Origin of the sequence: Pseudomonas sp. EL_65y_Pfl1_R83, assembly GCF_963970695.1 — a bacterium.
Taxonomy (GTDB): Bacteria; Pseudomonadota; Gammaproteobacteria; order Pseudomonadales; family Pseudomonadaceae; genus Aquipseudomonas; species Aquipseudomonas tritici.
Genome location: NZ_CAXAQI010000006.1, coordinates 88879 through 103502 on the forward strand (window position 1 = coordinate 88879; position 14624 = coordinate 103502).

A 14624-nucleotide genomic window follows, 5' to 3' on the forward strand; every position below is an offset into this window, starting at 1 on the left:
TTGACTGTATATGCATACATGCATATTCTTCATCTCAAGCCAGCCAACAAGGCCTGGTGGAGGCGGCAAGGATGCTGCCAAGGAAGACAAGGACGGCACGCAACATCGGCAAGGATGCCATCTGAGCGATGGCAGGGACGCCAGGTAACACCGGCAAGGATGCCGACGCTCTTTAGTTTCACCGCATTACAAGAACAGGCAGCGATGAACCGGCCTCAACGGTTCAGAGGGTTGGCAACTGACCCGGGTGTGCAGCGTAAAGCACCAGAAGCAGTTATCCGGCAGACAGGGATCGTGGTCGGAAAAAATTGATGAAAGAACCGTACCGCGCCAGTAGCGCCGACAGTTCGAAGCGGGACCGCATTACTGAAAAGCCCGGGCAACCGGGCTTTTTGGAATGCCTACCTGTAAATGGATTTACCCAGAAACCGGCCCTTTGCCGGCAGGCTCAGCCAGGAGGCGTGACATGACAAACGAGCAGCAAGTGTTAGCGGAAATGCCTATCTGGCTGGTGATCGCACTGGCCCTGGTGGGTGGGGTGTCCGGCGAAATGTGGCGCGCCGACAAGGAGGGCGCCCGCGGTTGGTCGCTGATCCGGCGCCTGGCGCTGCGGTCCGGGGCGTGCATGGTCTGCGGGGTATCGGCGTTGATGCTGTGCTACGCCGCCGGCATGTCGATCTGGACCGCCGGCGCCATAGGTTGCCTGACCGCCATGGCCGGCGCGGACGTGGCCATCGGGCTCTATGAACGCTGGGCGGCCAAGCGCATTGGGGTCAACGAGCCCCCGAACTCTCGCCCGGATCAGCAGTAACCGCTGCAAGGATGCAAGCAGATGACACTTCTCGAAAAACCTTCCCAACTGCCTGTGGCGATTGCGGACGCGCTGAAAAGCGCTTTCCCACAACTGCTAGTAGGCAACCACCAGGACTTCTCCGGAACAGGAGATAGAACCGGGATTTTGATCAGCGTGGAGCGCAACGGCCCGGGGGGGCGCTCCCTTGCCGGGCGCAAGGCACACGCTTTGTCGGTTTCACTCAAGGCCATGGTCGCCAGCGGGTCCGCGCCCTTTGACGCCTGCGACCTGGCCAGCCAATTGATGGACCTGGCCCTGGATAACCGTTGGGGCCTGCCGCCCGATCAGTGCGATTTGCCCGCCACGATTGTCGCGGCGCCTTCTGGTCTTAACGGGGCGGAAACGGACTACGACACCTGGACCGTGTCCTTTACCCAAAACATCTACCTCGGCCCGTCGCTGCTCGAAGATCCCACAGGCAAACCGCTGTTTGCTCGCACCTGGGAAGTCTCCGACATCGACGATCCGGACCAATATCGCCCGCTGCAGGAGTAGCCCATGTTTGACGCATTGTTACGCATGCAGTTGGGGCCGATTGTCGAGCGTTTGGCGGAAATGGAAGCCCAGCTCGAAGACTTGTATCGACGCGCAGAAAGTTTCTGCCGCATTGGCGTGTGTCAGGAGGTCGACGCCGCCAGCAATACCTGCAAGGTCAGCCACGGAGATTTGCTCAGCCCGGCGATCCGGTTTTTTAACCCGAGCGCTGGGGCGCAAACGGAAACCCGTATCCCGTCAGTGGGTGAACAATGCTTGCTGCTCAACTACGGCGGCGGGGAAGGGGGCGCGCAGTCCGTAGCCTTGTTCGGCCTCAACAGTAGTCTCTTTCCGCCTGTTTCCGGTGTTACCTCATTGACGCGACGTCGCCATCAGGACGGCACCCAAAGCGATTACGACGACGCCAGCCACGTCTTCAACTGGGTTAACGGCCCAACCACGTTCAGCGGCTCCCGCGAACAGGTCGACGTCAAGGTCGGCGCCGCCAGCCTGACGATGAATGCCCAGAGCATCACCCTGCAACTCGGCGCCTGCGGCTTATTGCTGGATGCTGCCGGTGTGCATTTGAGCGGCCCGGTGGTGGATCACCAAGGCCGCGTGATCAGTAGCGCATAAGGATTTGCCATGATCGGAATCGATAGGAACACCGGGGCAGCCGTCGATGACTGGCTGCAGTTCGTGCAGCGCGCCACCCGAGCGCTGACCACTCCCGTGGGCACGCGGCAGAAGCGTCCGCTGTACGGGTCGCTGGTCCCACAACTGCTTGGCCAGAACCTTGGCGACGACGTGCTGATCCTCGCCCAAAGCCACGCCGCTCAGGCGTTCTACAACACCCAGAACGGCATCGCCGATTTTCACCCCCAGGTCATCGTCGCCACCCGCCAGGGCGCCGGCCTGTTGCTGCGTTTTGCCGGCACCTGGAAAAACCGCCAACAATCTTTCGAGGTCGTGACATGAGCATGTTGATCCCTGGCCAGAACCAACTGGCGGAACCGGCGATTATCGCGGTCGATGAGTTCGAACCTTTGTTGGCTGAATTCAAGGCCTTCGTCGTCGATTACGTGGCCACCCGAGCGCCGCAAAGCGCCGTCAAACTCAAGGTCAGTCTCGACAACGAAAGCGAACTGCTGACCCTGGCCCTGGAGGCGTTTTGCGTGCGCCTGCAAACCCATGAGCGCAAGTACAACGCCCGCATCAAGCAGATGTTGGCGTGGTGGGCGACCGGCAGCAACCTGGATGCGCGCCTGGCCGATATGGGCCTGGAGCGCCAAGTACTCGACCCCGGCGACCCAGCGGCTTTCCCGCCGGTGCTGCCGATTCTGGAGAGCGACGACGACGCCCGCCTGCGTTACTACCTGGCACCGCATGCCCCGGCGGCGGGGTCGCGGATGCAGTATCGCCGTGAGGTGTTCACCCTTGGCGAGCGGCCTTCGGTCAAGGTGCAAAGCGCCACGCCCGGCGTGGTGACCGTCAGCTACACCTTCGACCCGGACGGCTATGCGGCTCAGGTCAAGGACGGCAATGGTCGGCGCACCGCCCCTGGCGAAGTGATGGTCACCGTGCTTTCAAGAGACGGAGATGGCACACCGTCCGCCGGTTTGCTTGACGGTGTTCGTCGCCATTTCGCACGGCCGGATGTACGCCCGGAGACTGACCTCGTCAGCGTCCAGGGTGCGCAGATTCAGCCCTACAAAATTCGCGTCGTGGCCAAGATCAACGCCGGCCCCGATTCGGGGTTGACCCAAGTCGCTGCGCAGCAACTACTGCAAACCTACGCCGACTCCTGCCATCGCCTTGAAGGGCGGGTTGACCCGAGCTGGATCGACTACGCGATCCACAGCGCAGGTGCCGCGCAACTGCAGATCCTCGAACCGCTGGAGCCGATCATCAGTTCGGCGTTCCAGGCCCCGTATTGCACGGGCGTCGAGGTGGAGGTGCGCACGCTATGAGTGAGCCCAAAGCGAGCCTGTTGCCGGCCAATAGCTCACCGTTGGAAAAAGCCTTGGACCTGGGTTTTGGCCATTTACTGGAGCGGGTCACGCCACCTTTCCCTCAACTGATGGACCCGGATCGTACGCCTGCAGCGTTCTTGCCCTACCTGGCCGCGGACCGTGCGGTGAACGAATGGAGCACCACGGCCCCCGAAGCCGAGAAGCGCCTGACCGTCAAACTCGCCTGGCCCACCGCCCGCCAAGCCGGCACCCGCCAAGCTCTGGAGAACGCCGCCAAAGGCCTGCAACTCAGCCCCGAAGTGCGCGCCTGGTACGAGCAAACCCCCAGAGCCGTGCCCTACAGCTTTGCCGTACGGGCCTGGACCGAACAGCCCTACAGCGAAGCCATCGACGCCCGGCTCGACCGCCGTCTGGCCGACGCCAAAAGCGAGCGCGACATCCTTTCGATCTCCGTGGGCCTTAGCGCCTCTGGCCGCCACAGCATCGGCGCCGCCACGCTGTGCGGCGAACTCACCACGATTTACCCCAACGTCCTGGCAGGGATACAAGCCTCCGGGCGCGCCTTTATGGCGGTCGGCCTCTACACCGTCGAAACCACCACCCTTTATCCACAGGAGCACTAAATGGCTGACTATTACACCCTGCTCACCGACGCGGGGATCGCCTACGAAACCGCCTGCAAGGCTGCCGGCGTACCGATCAAACTGGCGCACATTTCCGTCGGCGACGGCAACGGCGCCGTCTATAACCCTGACGCCAGCGCAAAAGCGCTGAAACGCGAAGTTTGGCGCGGGCCTTTGAGCGCGCTGTTTCAAGATGAGAAAAACGCTAATTGGTTGATGGCTGAAGTCACCATCCCGTCGGATGTGGGCGGCTGGTATGTGCGCGAAGCCGGGCTGTGGACGGATACCGGGATTTTGTATGCCGTGGTTAAGTATCCGGAGTCGTATAAACCGGTGCTGGCGACGTCGGGGTCGGGGAAAGAGTTTTATATTCGCTCGATCTTTGAGACGAGTAATGCGGCGATCGTGACGTTGTTGATTGATGACACGGTGGTGAAGGCGACTCGGGCTTGGGTGATGGATTATCTGGGGAAGGGGACGTATTCCAAGGCTGAGATTGAGACGTTGATTGCTCAGTCTTCGGCGTTGCCGGTGGGGGCGATGGTTGCGTTTCCTGTTGATAAGGTTCCGGCGGGGTTCCTGGAAGTTGATGGGAGCGTGAAGAGTGCTTCGGCATATCCGGACTTGGCGAAGTTTCTTGGTGCGGTTTTCAATAAAGGAGACGAAGGAGCTGGGAATTTTCGACTGCCGGAGTCGCGTGGAGAGTTCTTGCGCGGCTGGGACCATGGGCGTGGTGTTGATACGGGTCGTATGATCGGTAGCGGCCAGGCTCATTCTTTGCAAAGGCACGATCACGCTATGTGGTCGGGTGGCTCCTATGGCAGTACAAATCCAACTGGAGGTGGTGCAGCTGCGGCTTGGGTTAACGGCGCAGTAACGGATATGAAGACGGGCATCACTGGCTCGGATGAAACACGCCCACGTAATTTGGCCGTTATGTGGTGCATCAAAGCCTGGAATGCGCCAATTAATCATGGAAGCATCGACATTGCAGCACTTGTCAGCGAACTCGATGCATTGAAGTCTGCGGTTCCAGTGGGTTCGATTGTTCCATTCCCAAAAGCCGCCGTTCCTCCAGGTTATTTGGAGCTGGATGGTAGTTTGCAAAGCATCGCGGCCTTCCCGGATTTGGCTGCTTATCTTGGAGCGGCTTACAACACAGGTGTTGAGCCAGCCGGCTATTTCCGACTCCCCGAGTCGCGTGGCGAGTTCCTACGAGGTTGGGATCACGGTCGGGGCACTGACCCGTCTCGCTCTCTCGGAAGCAATCAACATGGAACGCTAGTAGTCGCTGATCTGCCATCCAGCGGTCAGGGGGTCACCTCGCATGCGCCCACAGCCTCCCAGGGCGTCGGTGAATATGGGCTTGATCCTACTACTATGGGCGTATGGCCTGGGGTAAAGGTTGTACTGACAGGGGATACACCTACTGTCGTGCCGAGCGACCCGACTTGGATGGTGGGTACATCACGGCCACGCAACCTGGCAGTCATGTGGTGTATCAAAGCATGGAACGCTCCCGTCAATCAGGGGCAGATAGACATCAGTGCGCTAGCGCTAGAGGTATCCAATCTGTCAAATATGGCTGACTTCGCTGTTATTTATCCGGGCGGTGGCAGCAAGGCGAGCCCGGGAGGCGTTGCGGTTAATAGTCGCTACATCGCCGCGAACCCCTTTCCTGGCTATCACGTGTTTTGCACTGCGCAAGTTCTCTACAACGGAGAGTGGGCAAACCCTGAGTTTGGGGATCATTACAGCGGCATAGGCGGCCCTGACCGTTACGGTCATGGCGTGCAGGCCAATCAAATGGGCAATTCGATTGTTGTTCAAACCGGAATGACCGGGCTGATCTATCCGAACTCCTTATCCGGAGCTCCATTTTTGGTAACGGCAACCACTATCGTATCGCCGCTGCCTTGCCGTGTCCTTGTATGGCGATTGAAGGGGGTGATTGCATGAACGTTTATGCAGAGGTGAAGAGTGCTTTTCAGCAGGTAGGAGGCGTTTGCCCGGAAGGCTGGTTGCTCATGCAGAGTGATCGCCCCTCTCCCGATCATATTGCCTCGGAGGATGGCATCTGGAGTGTTCCTGTTCGTTCATCTGACGACCAGCGAGTCACCGAAAGAGCTTGGCGGAACGCTGAGCTGACGTCGGTTACATGGCTGCGCGAGCGTCACCGTGACCAGCAGGAGTTGGGTGTGGATACGACATTATCCAGTGAGCAGTTCGTTGAGTTGTTGGCCTATATGCAGGCATTGCGTGCTTGGCCCCAATCGTCTGACTTCCCAGATAGTGCACATCGCCCAATGTTACCGCGCTGGATCGCAGACCACACCGAATAAACGCCCCGCACTGACGGGGCGTTTTCTTTCCCGATCTTGATATCCGCCGCTTCGAGCGGCTTTTTTGTGCCTGGAGATCCTGCATATGCCCACCCGCCAAACCTACACCGTCCTCATCCCATTCCCCACCGGCGCCGGCCATTGGTCTTCCGTCGGTCAGGAACTCGACCTCCTGGACGTCGAAGCCTCCGCCCTGCGCACCGCCGGCCGCCTGGAACTGACCAGCGTCCTCAACCCCACCCCGGCCAAAAAGGCCACCACCAAGAAGGCTGACTGATCATGGCTGAGGTTTTGAACTTCGAGCACAACGGCATCACCGTCAATGCGACTGAATCCCCTGAGGCCATGGGTGGCCTGGGTGACAACGTGATCGGCTTGGTCGGCACCGCGCCGAAGGCCCATGGGTCGATCCCGAAAAATTCCCCGTTCCGCATCAACAGCTTTACCACCCAAGCGCTGCTGGACCCGACCGGTACCGAGTCGGGTACGCTGTTCCACGCGGTGTACCAGATCCTCAAAGTGGTGAAGGTGCCGGTCTATGTGGTGATCGTGGAAGAGGGCGCCACACCGGTCGACACCCAGAACAACGTGATTGGCGGCGATGAGCCGGTCAGTGGTCGCAAGCTCGGCCTGGCTGCCCTCGCCAGCGTGCCGGAAGACCTGACCATCATTGGCGCTCCAGGCTTTACCGGCGTCAAGGCCGTGGCCGGTGAGTTCGCCTCGTTCGGCAAGCGCATCAAGGCGCGTGTGGTGCTGGATGGTAAGGACGCAAGCGTCGCCGACCAGGTGACCTACAGCGGCGAACTGGGCGGTGCCGACCTGGGTTTCGACCGTTGCTTGCTGGTGCACAACATGCCATCGGTGTACTCCAAGGCCGCCAAGAAAAACGTGTTTCTCTCACCATCGACCCTCGCCATTGCCGCATTGGCCAAGGTCAAGCAATGGGAAAGCCCAGGCAATCAGGTGACGTTCGCCGAGGACGTTTCCCGCGTGGTCGAGTACAACATCCTCGACACTTCCACCGAGGGCGACCTGCTCAACCGCTACGGCGTGAGCTACTACGCCCGCACTATTCTCGGCGGCTTCTCGCTGCTGGGTAACCGTTCCATCACCGGCAAGTTCATCAGCTACGTCGGCCTGGAAGATGCCATCAGCCGCAAGCTGGTCAAGGCTGGTCAAAAAGCCATGGCCAAGAACCTCACCAAATCCTTCATGGATCAGGAGGTCAAGCGCATCAACGACTGGCTGCAAACCCTGGTCGCCGATGAAACCATCCCCGGCGGCAGCGTCTACTTGCACCCCGAACTGAACAGTGTCGAGAAGTACAAGAACGGCACCTGGTTCATCGTCATCGACTACGGCCGCTACGCGCCAAACGAACACATGATTTATCAACTCAACGCCCGCGATGAAATCATCGAGCAGTTCCTGGAGGACGTTCTCTAATGTTTACCAATCGAGTCAGACAGGCCATTGCGGCCACCCTTCAAGGTTTGCCGTTGTCCGCGACGGTCACCTCTTTCTCTCCGCCGAAGATTGACTTCGACATGGAGCCGATGACCGGCGGACGTTTTATCGCAGAGGAAATGGCCAAGAGTGCCAAGGCGCTGAACGCGTCCCTGGAACTGCAAGGCGCCGGCCCGGAAGTCATGCTGGCCCTGGGCGTTCGCCTGGGTGATGACATCCTGCTCAACGTGCGCGAAGCCGGTCAGGACCAGGACGGCAAGACCTATTTCACTTACCACACGGTCGGCGGCAAGTTGAAGTCGTTGGGCGAAACTGCGCTGAAGATGGGTGAAAAACCTGCCACTACGTTGGAGCTGTCCTGCCGCACCTACACCCGCCTGGAAAACGGTATCCCGGTGATCGACATCGACGTGCGCACCCAGAAGTTCGTGCTCAACGGCGTCGACATTCTGGGCGATGCCCGCCGCGCGGTGCTGATGCCTTAAACGCGAGCGTGATCTGAAGTGGGCACGGGCCATGTGGGAGCCGGGCTTGCCCGCGATACAGGCGACTCGGTTTGTCAGTTGTACCGAGCTGACGTCATCGCAGGCAAGCCAGCTCCCACATTGATCGTGTTCGCTCTGAGATATCCGGCATTTTTCAACGATGTTTGAACAAGGAATTGCTCCATGGCCTGGATGCCACCGCTACACCGCCTGCTCTCGCCGATCACCGCCGACACCGGCGCGACGATCGAGCAGGTGCAACTCAAGCCGCTGTACTACGCCGCGCAAAAAGATGCGCTGGCCCGGGCCGGTGAGAACGAGGACGACCAGTTCTTCGAACTGGCGAAACTCGCCACCGGCCTGTCGGAAAAAGAGCTTGATCAACTCAAGCGCCCGGACTACGTGACCATCGCCCAATACGTCCACGAGATGTCGACGCGTCCTGCGTCGTTCTTCCTGGGCGAGCAGTCTGAATCGCCCCACGACCAGCCCGTTCAACTGCTGTTGCCCCTCGATGCTGCCGGCCGCACTTTCACCGAGCTGTCCCTGGAAATGCCCGCCCTGCGCGCCACCAAGGTGATGAAAAAACTCGCCACCAACAAAGAGCGCGCCGAGTTCATCACTGCTCACTGCAGCGGCCTGATGATCCCCGATCTCGCCGGCCTGACCGTGCCCGACTGGACCGAACTGCAGGAGCGCATCGACGATTTTTTAAATCAACCAGCGGCTTTCTTTCGCAACGCGACATCGACGTGATCCTCGATGTGGTGCCGCTGGTTTACTCGGTAAATGAGGCGGAGATCCTGGAGTGGGATGCCGCCAAAGCATTGCGCCGCTACGACATCGCGATCACTCGCCTTGGCGTTAAACAGGAGTAGAGCGGGATGCAAGAAACTAAGTATGGGATCAGGCTCGCCCAGGAGGACTTCCGCTGGATGATCGGCGACGCGGACCTTGGCAATGTGCTCGCGCCGTTTTCCACGAGCGCAGCGGCACCTGTAAGCCTGGAGGGTGCATCGCAGCCGCAGGTGGAGCTGCGCTCTGCGTTGGTCACGCTCAGTGTGGATATCAGCGCCTTGACCCAGGAACAACTGCGGTTGCGCGAGACGTTGGAGACGCTCAACAGTACGTTGTTCATCAACAGCGATGCTCTGGTGCCCAAGGCGACCGATGTCGCCACGAGCGCGCCGAAGGATGAGCCCAAGAAACCCGCTGACGGTGCGGTGATGAGCGCGGTCAAGGCGGCCGGCGGCGAATTGTGGGACGCGCTGACAAGCAAGGTTGCAGAAAAAGCGATTGATCTGGTCTTGGACACGGCTACCAAGAAATACAAAGGTCGCAAAAAAAACGGCGGGCGCAGTGCTGGGGGACTTAACCTGCTCGAACAAAGCCGCCAGGCTTTGGGCGGCTCGTCCATGGGCGTCCAAACGGGGGCGAACCCGCAAGGCTTTCAATCCTTTGCCGGGGCAAGCGTCGCAACGCCAACGCCAACGCAGCCAAACGTACCCTCGGGTGCCTTGACCGATGCCGTCGCCAAACTCGAATCCGTCGGCATTCGGCGTCTCGCGCCACTGAGAACCGCCGAGGCCACCCTGACCGTGATCCAGGGCGTGCGCAACGGCGACGCCAACGCCATCGGCTCAGGCCTGAGTACCGCCGGCGGTGCCTGGGCAGGCGCGTCCGCCGGGGCGGCCATCGGCACGCTGGTTTTTCCCGGCGTCGGTACGGCTGTCGGTGGTGCAATCGGTGGCTTGTTGGGCAGTGATGCGGGCGCGTGGCTGGGTGACAAGCTGTTTGGCCAGAGTGATCGCCTGCCTGCGCCCAATACAGTGAGCAAGGAACTCAGTTCGGCGCGCACGGATGACGTCCAAGTCACTATCGCCCCCAGTATCCAGATCACCGGCGTAAACCCCGCCGACGCCCAACAGGTCGTCAACCAAGTGATCCAGGCCTTGCAATTTCAGTGCATGCCCATGGTTCCGGACGCTCTGGGCATCCGACGCAACGCGGCACTGGCCGATCCAGGAGGTGATTGATGCGACAACAAATGGTGTTAGGCGATTTTATTTTTGGTTTGTCCCGGGGCTTCGCTTATTCCTCGCTTAGCCGTAGCAGCGACGGCGGCTGGAGCGACCTGGCGATTATTGCCAGCAAGTCGCAGTCGCGGCAGAGCGGCCAGAAGCTGGAAAAACTCACATTCAAGGGTATGGCCATGTACGGCGTAGGTATGCAGCGGTTGGACGAATTGCGCGCGCTGCAAAATGAGCGAGCGCCGCTGCCGCTGGTGGACGGCATTGGCCGTAACTGGGGCCTGTGGCGGATCAATTCGGTGCTCGAAACCCAGAGCAATGTGATCGACGACGGCACCGCGATGGTGATGACTTGGACCCTTGAGCTGGAGGAATTCGTCAATGCGTAGAGTCCGAAGTATCGCGGGTGATTCGGTCAACCTGCTGCTCTACCGTGAGCTGGGGCGTTGCGATGATGCGGCCGAAGAAACCCTGTGGCGCGTGAACCCCACACTGACCGAGCACGGTCCCGTACTGCCAGCGGGTGTGTGGGTGATCGTGCCGGAAATGCAAGCGCGGCCGGCAGCGGTTCGGCCTGTTCTGGCGTGGGATTGAGGAGGGTTTATGGCACAGGGATTTACGCCAATCGTAGAGTTCTACGGCGCTAACGCAGCATTGCTCAACCAACGCATCATGCGTTGGAGCCACACCGACGGGGTGGGCATCCAGTCTGATCGGCTCGAACTGACCCTCAATATCGAAGGGCTCGATGGCTTGCCGAGCTTGAGCGGCAAGATAGGCTTGCGCGTCGGTTACAAAGAGTCGGGGCTGGTGGAAAAAGGCCAGTTTCTCATTAGCCAGCGCACACCCGTGCTGTTTCCCATGCGCTTGATGATCATCGCCACTGCGGCGCCCTTCAGCGAAAGTGACCCAAGCGGCTACCGCCAGCGCCGATCAGCCAGCTACGGGCCAACCACTCTAGGGGCGCTGTTTCGCCAACTGGTCAGCCGGCATGGGTTTTCGCCGCGTGTGGCGCCGTCTCTGGAGAGCATTGCGGTGCCTCATATCGACCAATCCAATGAAAGCGACATGGCATTCATCACGCGTCTGGCCAAGCGCTACTGTGCGATCACTAAACCGTTCAACGAACTGTATGTGCTCGCCGAGGCCGGAAAAACCCGGACACTGACCCTTCAGCAATTGCCGGAAGTGAAGTTGTCTGTGACCCGGGACAACCACCCTGGTGATCAAGCCTTTATCACCGCCACGCTCAACGATAAAACGCGGTCGAAATACCAGGGCAGCTGCGTGACGTGGTGGGATGCAGCCGCAGGCAAGCAACACGTCGTTGAAGTCGGGATCGCACCCTTCAAGACCTTGCGCCAGCGCTTTCAGAATGAAGCGGAAGCCCGCGCCGTCGCCGAGGCTGAATTGCGCCGGGTCGGCCGTGAGGGCTTGGAGTTAGTGATCGATTGCCCTGGCAATCCTTTGCTGGCTGCCGAAGGGTTGTTGCGGCTCGATGAGACCTGGCCTGGGTATATGCAGGGGCGTTGGTCGATCACCCAGGTGATTAATGTGGGTGACCCAGTGACGGGGTATCGCAGTTCGATCACCGCGGGCGGTTTGTCGGAATAGACGTTTCTTCAGGGTGAGATGGATGCTGATTACACTGCCACAACTGATTCAAATCCTGCCTGGAGCCTTCCGTGGGGCGAGCCTTTTTCTGCCTGCGTTCAATGCTGCATTTGCCCGGTACGAGATTGACAGCGCTCGTCGTGCGGCAGCATTTATCGCGCAAGTCGGCCACGAGTCCGGGGCGTTGCGCTACGTATGCGAACTGGGCAGCGAGCAGTATCTGAGCAAGTACGACACGGGTCTGTTGGCTGCGCGTTTGGGCAATACGCCCGAAGCGGACGGCGACGGCCAGAAGTACCGGGGCAGAGGCCTGATCCAGATCACCGGGCGGCGCAATTACTTGGCCTGCAGCCGGGCGCTGTTCGGCGATGAGCGTTTGTTACAGGCCCCGACGTTACTGGAGCAGCCGCAATGGGCTGTCGAGTCGGCGGCCTGGTTCTGGCAGAGCAATGGCCTGAACGAACTGGCCGACAAGGACCAGTTCACCACCATCACGCGGCGTATCAACGGCGGGCTCAACGGGCTGGAGGATCGCTTGCGGCTGTGGGCGCGGGCGAAGGAGGTTTTGTGCGTTTCCTGAGTGTGTGCCGACTGATCGGCGTGTGCCTGTTGATGGCCGTTATCTGGCAAGTGCAGTCCTGGCGGTACGGGGCGCAGATTGAACGTTTGTCGGCAACACAGACGCAGGCAGCCCTGCAACAAGAGAGGGCTGAACAGGCCAGACGGCTGGCCCTGGAGCAACAACTCAGCACCAGCGACACACAACATGCTCGGGAGTTAAGCGATGCACACCATCATCAGGCTGTTTTGCGCGACCGGCTGGCCACTGCTGATGTGCGGTTGTCAGTCCTTCTCGACGCATCCAGTGACTGTTCAGTGCCAGCCGTCACCGCCACCGGCAGCCTGGTTCATGCAGCCCCGCGAGCCCGACTTGACCCGGCGCATGCTCAGCGAATTATCGGCATCACCGACGACGGTGATAACGCCCTGATCGCCTTGCGCGCCTGTCAGGCGTACGTGCGCGCCGTCGCCCGCTAGCTTCTTGAGACAGTCCGTCACTTGCGCGTGCGATTGGCTCCTGTAGGGTAAGCAAACCCCCGCCTACGTCTGGAGACGACCGTGAATGAAATCACTCAACTGGCTGCTGAACTGGGTCGCCGTCTACAGGTGCTCAACGCCCATATCACCACTGCCGAGTCCTGCACCGGCGGCGGTATCGCGGAAGCTATCACGCGTATTCCGGGGAGTTCGGCGTGGTTCGAGGCGGGTTATGTCACTTATTCCAATCGGCAGAAGACGCGGCAATTGAATGTGCCGGAAACGTTGTTTCCAAAAGTTGGCGCCGTCAGCCAGGAAGTGGTGGAAGCAATGGTGCGTGGCGCGCAGGAAAAGAGCCTGGCGCGATTTGCCGTCGCGGTCAGCGGTGTGGCGGGGCCGGATGGCGGTTCGCCGGACAAACCGGTGGGCACCGTCTGGCTGGCCTTTGGCGTGGGAGAGGACGTCACGGCCGAACTCGAACACTTTACCGGCAACCGCGACGAGGTCCGCCGACAAACGGTAAAAGCCGCGCTAGAGGGCTTGTTGCGACGAGCTGCAGCAGAAATAGAAAATCAGGGGTAGGCGATCTCCGATCTTTGTGGAACAATACTGTCTACTTATACAGGTGTTGGCCGCCCCGGCCTTATTGATTACGTGAGGACTTTAATGGACGACAACAAGAAGAAAGCCTTGGCTGCGGCCCTGGGTCAGATCGAACGTCAATTCGGCAAGGGTGCCGTAATGCGTATGGGCGATCACGACCGTCAGGCGATCCCGGCTATTTCCACTGGCTCTCTGGGTCTGGACATTGCGCTCGGCATTGGCGGCCTGCCAAAAGGCCGTATCGTTGAAATCTACGGTCCTGAATCTTCCGGTAAAACTACCCTGACTCTGTCGGTGATTGCCCAGGCGCAGAAAATGGGCGCCACCTGTGCGTTCGTCGACGCCGAGCACGCACTGGACCCTGAATACGCCGGCAAACTGGGCGTCAACGTGGACGACCTTCTGGTTTCCCAGCCGGACACAGGTGAGCAAGCCCTGGAAATCACTGACATGCTGGTGCGCTCCAACGCCATTGACGTGATCGTGGTCGACTCCGTGGCTGCCCTGGTTCCCAAGGCTGAAATCGAAGGCGAAATGGGCGACATGCACGTGGGCCTGCAGGCCCGTCTGATGTCCCAGGCGCTGCGTAAAATCACCGGTAACATCAAGAACGCCAACTGCCTGGTGATCTTCATCAACCAGATCCGTATGAAGATCGGCGTGATGTTCGGCAGCCCAGAAACCACCACCGGTGGTAACGCGTTGAAGTTCTACGCTTCGGTCCGTCTTGATATCCGCCGTACCGGCGCGGTGAAAGAAGGTGACGAGGTTGTGGGTAGCGAAACTCGCGTTAAAGTCGTGAAGAACAAGGTGGCCCCGCCTTTCCGTCAGGCCGAATTCCAGATTCTCTACGGCAAGGGTATCTACCTGAACGGCGAAATGATCGACCTAGGCGTGCTGCACGGTTTCGTCGAAAAATCCGGTGCCTGGTATGCCTACAATGGCAGCAAGATCGGTCAAGGCAAGGCCAACTCGGCCAAGTTCCTGGCAGACAACCCGGACATCGCGGCCACGCTTGAGAAGCAGATCCGCGACAAGCTGCTGACCCCTGCGCCAGACGTGAAAGCTGCCGCCAACCGTGAGCCGGTTGAAGAAGTGGAAGAAGCCGACACTGATATCTGA

General features: G+C 59.9%; 21 protein-coding genes. All 21 read left to right on the plus strand.

Translation table 11 applies throughout. The annotated features are described in order from the left end of the window. The first annotated feature begins 466 nt into the window (after positions 1-466). The 21 genes from AACY08_RS10660 (at position 467) to recA (ending at position 14624) form a co-directional block, all read left to right on the plus strand. Positions 467-811 (plus strand): phage holin family protein, encoded by a 345-nt coding sequence (locus tag AACY08_RS10660; RefSeq protein WP_339418273.1) that lies wholly within the window; start codon positions 467-469, stop codon positions 809-811. 21 nt (positions 812-832) lie between these two features. Next, positions 833-1348: a hypothetical protein gene (locus tag AACY08_RS10665; RefSeq protein ID WP_339469396.1), complete on the plus strand. Its 516-nt coding sequence runs from the start codon at positions 833-835 to the stop codon at positions 1346-1348. A 3-nt stretch (positions 1349-1351) separates the two neighbouring features. Beyond that, positions 1352-1963, plus strand: a complete 612-nt coding sequence (locus tag AACY08_RS10670) for a phage baseplate assembly protein V (protein WP_339418269.1) — start codon at positions 1352-1354, stop codon at positions 1961-1963. A gap of 9 nt (positions 1964-1972) precedes the next feature. Beyond that, the gene (locus AACY08_RS10675; protein ID WP_339469398.1) at positions 1973-2305 is read left to right on the plus strand and encodes a phage baseplate protein; all 333 of its coding nucleotides are present in this window, start codon (positions 1973-1975) and stop codon (positions 2303-2305) included. Then, on the plus strand, positions 2302-3297 hold the full coding sequence (locus AACY08_RS10680) for a baseplate J/gp47 family protein (RefSeq protein WP_339469400.1): 996 nt from the start codon (positions 2302-2304) through the stop codon (positions 3295-3297). The genes AACY08_RS10675 and AACY08_RS10680 overlap by 4 nt, the downstream gene beginning before the upstream one ends. Beyond that, positions 3294-3923 carry a phage tail protein I gene (locus AACY08_RS10685; protein ID WP_339469401.1) on the plus strand — a complete coding sequence of 210 codons (630 nt, stop codon included), beginning with the start codon at positions 3294-3296 and terminating at the stop codon, positions 3921-3923. The genes AACY08_RS10680 and AACY08_RS10685 overlap by 4 nt, the downstream gene beginning before the upstream one ends. Continuing rightward, a complete protein-coding gene (locus AACY08_RS10690) occupies positions 3924-5882 on the plus strand; it encodes a phage tail-collar fiber domain-containing protein (protein ID WP_339469402.1) in 1959 nt (652 codons plus the stop codon). Next, on the plus strand, positions 5879-6265 hold the full coding sequence (locus tag AACY08_RS10695) for a phage tail assembly chaperone (protein ID WP_339469404.1): 387 nt from the start codon (positions 5879-5881) through the stop codon (positions 6263-6265). The genes AACY08_RS10690 and AACY08_RS10695 overlap by 4 nt, the downstream gene beginning before the upstream one ends. A gap of 85 nt (positions 6266-6350) precedes the next feature. Continuing rightward, positions 6351-6542: a hypothetical protein gene (locus AACY08_RS10700; protein ID WP_339469405.1), complete on the plus strand. Its 192-nt coding sequence runs from the start codon at positions 6351-6353 to the stop codon at positions 6540-6542. A 2-nt stretch (positions 6543-6544) separates the two neighbouring features. Then, positions 6545-7711, plus strand: a complete 1167-nt coding sequence (locus AACY08_RS10705; protein WP_339469406.1) for a phage tail protein — start codon at positions 6545-6547, stop codon at positions 7709-7711. Then, positions 7711-8217 carry a phage major tail tube protein gene (locus tag AACY08_RS10710; RefSeq protein ID WP_339418254.1) on the plus strand — a complete coding sequence of 169 codons (507 nt, stop codon included), beginning with the start codon at positions 7711-7713 and terminating at the stop codon, positions 8215-8217. The genes AACY08_RS10705 and AACY08_RS10710 overlap by 1 nt, the downstream gene beginning before the upstream one ends. A gap of 183 nt (positions 8218-8400) precedes the next feature. After that, positions 8401-8973, plus strand: coding sequence for a phage tail assembly protein (locus AACY08_RS10715; protein WP_339469408.1), 573 nt, complete (start codon positions 8401-8403; stop codon positions 8971-8973). After that, positions 8970-9095, plus strand: coding sequence for a hypothetical protein (locus AACY08_RS10720; protein ID WP_024073744.1), 126 nt, complete (start codon positions 8970-8972; stop codon positions 9093-9095). Before AACY08_RS10715 ends, AACY08_RS10720 begins: the two co-directional genes overlap by 4 nt. Before the next feature lie 6 nt (positions 9096-9101). Next, positions 9102-10253, plus strand: coding sequence for a hypothetical protein (locus AACY08_RS10725; protein ID WP_339469409.1), 1152 nt, complete (start codon positions 9102-9104; stop codon positions 10251-10253). After that, complete coding sequence (locus AACY08_RS10730; protein WP_339469410.1) at positions 10253-10636, plus strand: phage tail protein; 384 nt, start codon at positions 10253-10255, stop codon at positions 10634-10636. Before AACY08_RS10725 ends, AACY08_RS10730 begins: the two co-directional genes overlap by 1 nt. Beyond that, positions 10629-10841: a tail protein X gene (locus AACY08_RS10735; protein WP_339469411.1), complete on the plus strand. Its 213-nt coding sequence runs from the start codon at positions 10629-10631 to the stop codon at positions 10839-10841. Before AACY08_RS10730 ends, AACY08_RS10735 begins: the two co-directional genes overlap by 8 nt. 9 nt (positions 10842-10850) lie before the next feature. Beyond that, positions 10851-11861: a phage late control D family protein gene (locus AACY08_RS10740; RefSeq protein WP_339469412.1), complete on the plus strand. Its 1011-nt coding sequence runs from the start codon at positions 10851-10853 to the stop codon at positions 11859-11861. Positions 11862-11883: 22 nt separating this feature from the next. Next, positions 11884-12441, plus strand: coding sequence for a glycoside hydrolase family 19 protein (locus tag AACY08_RS10745; RefSeq protein WP_339469413.1), 558 nt, complete (start codon positions 11884-11886; stop codon positions 12439-12441). Further along, positions 12429-12899: a lysis system i-spanin subunit Rz gene (locus AACY08_RS10750; protein WP_339469414.1), complete on the plus strand. Its 471-nt coding sequence runs from the start codon at positions 12429-12431 to the stop codon at positions 12897-12899. The genes AACY08_RS10745 and AACY08_RS10750 overlap by 13 nt, the downstream gene beginning before the upstream one ends. Positions 12900-12980: 81 nt before the next feature. Continuing rightward, positions 12981-13481, plus strand: coding sequence for a CinA family protein (locus AACY08_RS10755; RefSeq protein ID WP_339469415.1), 501 nt, complete (start codon positions 12981-12983; stop codon positions 13479-13481). Positions 13482-13565: 84 nt separating this feature from the next. Continuing rightward, positions 13566-14624, plus strand: a complete 1059-nt coding sequence (gene recA / locus AACY08_RS10760) for a recombinase RecA (RefSeq protein ID WP_048720087.1) — start codon at positions 13566-13568, stop codon at positions 14622-14624.

Coding starts and splice junctions, on each gene's coding strand:
- AACY08_RS10735 (WP_339469411.1), top strand. CDS start 10,629: ATGCGTAGAGTCCGAAGTATCGCGGGTGATTCGGTCAACCTGCTGCTC.
- AACY08_RS10725 (WP_339469409.1), top strand. CDS start 9,102: ATGCAAGAAACTAAGTATGGGATCAGGCTCGCCCAGGAGGACTTCCGC.
- AACY08_RS10695 (WP_339469404.1), top strand. CDS start 5,879: ATGAACGTTTATGCAGAGGTGAAGAGTGCTTTTCAGCAGGTAGGAGGC.
- AACY08_RS10705 (WP_339469406.1), top strand. CDS start 6,545: ATGGCTGAGGTTTTGAACTTCGAGCACAACGGCATCACCGTCAATGCG.
- AACY08_RS10700 (WP_339469405.1), top strand. CDS start 6,351: ATGCCCACCCGCCAAACCTACACCGTCCTCATCCCATTCCCCACCGGC.
- AACY08_RS10670 (WP_339418269.1), top strand. CDS start 1,352: ATGTTTGACGCATTGTTACGCATGCAGTTGGGGCCGATTGTCGAGCGT.
- AACY08_RS10665 (WP_339469396.1), top strand. CDS start 833: ATGACACTTCTCGAAAAACCTTCCCAACTGCCTGTGGCGATTGCGGAC.
- AACY08_RS10690 (WP_339469402.1), top strand. CDS start 3,924: ATGGCTGACTATTACACCCTGCTCACCGACGCGGGGATCGCCTACGAA.
- recA (WP_048720087.1), top strand. CDS start 13,566: ATGGACGACAACAAGAAGAAAGCCTTGGCTGCGGCCCTGGGTCAGATC.
- AACY08_RS10740 (WP_339469412.1), top strand. CDS start 10,851: ATGGCACAGGGATTTACGCCAATCGTAGAGTTCTACGGCGCTAACGCA.
- AACY08_RS10710 (WP_339418254.1), top strand. CDS start 7,711: ATGTTTACCAATCGAGTCAGACAGGCCATTGCGGCCACCCTTCAAGGT.
- AACY08_RS10730 (WP_339469410.1), top strand. CDS start 10,253: ATGCGACAACAAATGGTGTTAGGCGATTTTATTTTTGGTTTGTCCCGG.
- AACY08_RS10685 (WP_339469401.1), top strand. CDS start 3,294: ATGAGTGAGCCCAAAGCGAGCCTGTTGCCGGCCAATAGCTCACCGTTG.
- AACY08_RS10660 (WP_339418273.1), top strand. CDS start 467: ATGACAAACGAGCAGCAAGTGTTAGCGGAAATGCCTATCTGGCTGGTG.
- AACY08_RS10715 (WP_339469408.1), top strand. CDS start 8,401: ATGGCCTGGATGCCACCGCTACACCGCCTGCTCTCGCCGATCACCGCC.
- AACY08_RS10680 (WP_339469400.1), top strand. CDS start 2,302: ATGAGCATGTTGATCCCTGGCCAGAACCAACTGGCGGAACCGGCGATT.
- AACY08_RS10745 (WP_339469413.1), top strand. CDS start 11,884: ATGCTGATTACACTGCCACAACTGATTCAAATCCTGCCTGGAGCCTTC.
- AACY08_RS10675 (WP_339469398.1), top strand. CDS start 1,973: ATGATCGGAATCGATAGGAACACCGGGGCAGCCGTCGATGACTGGCTG.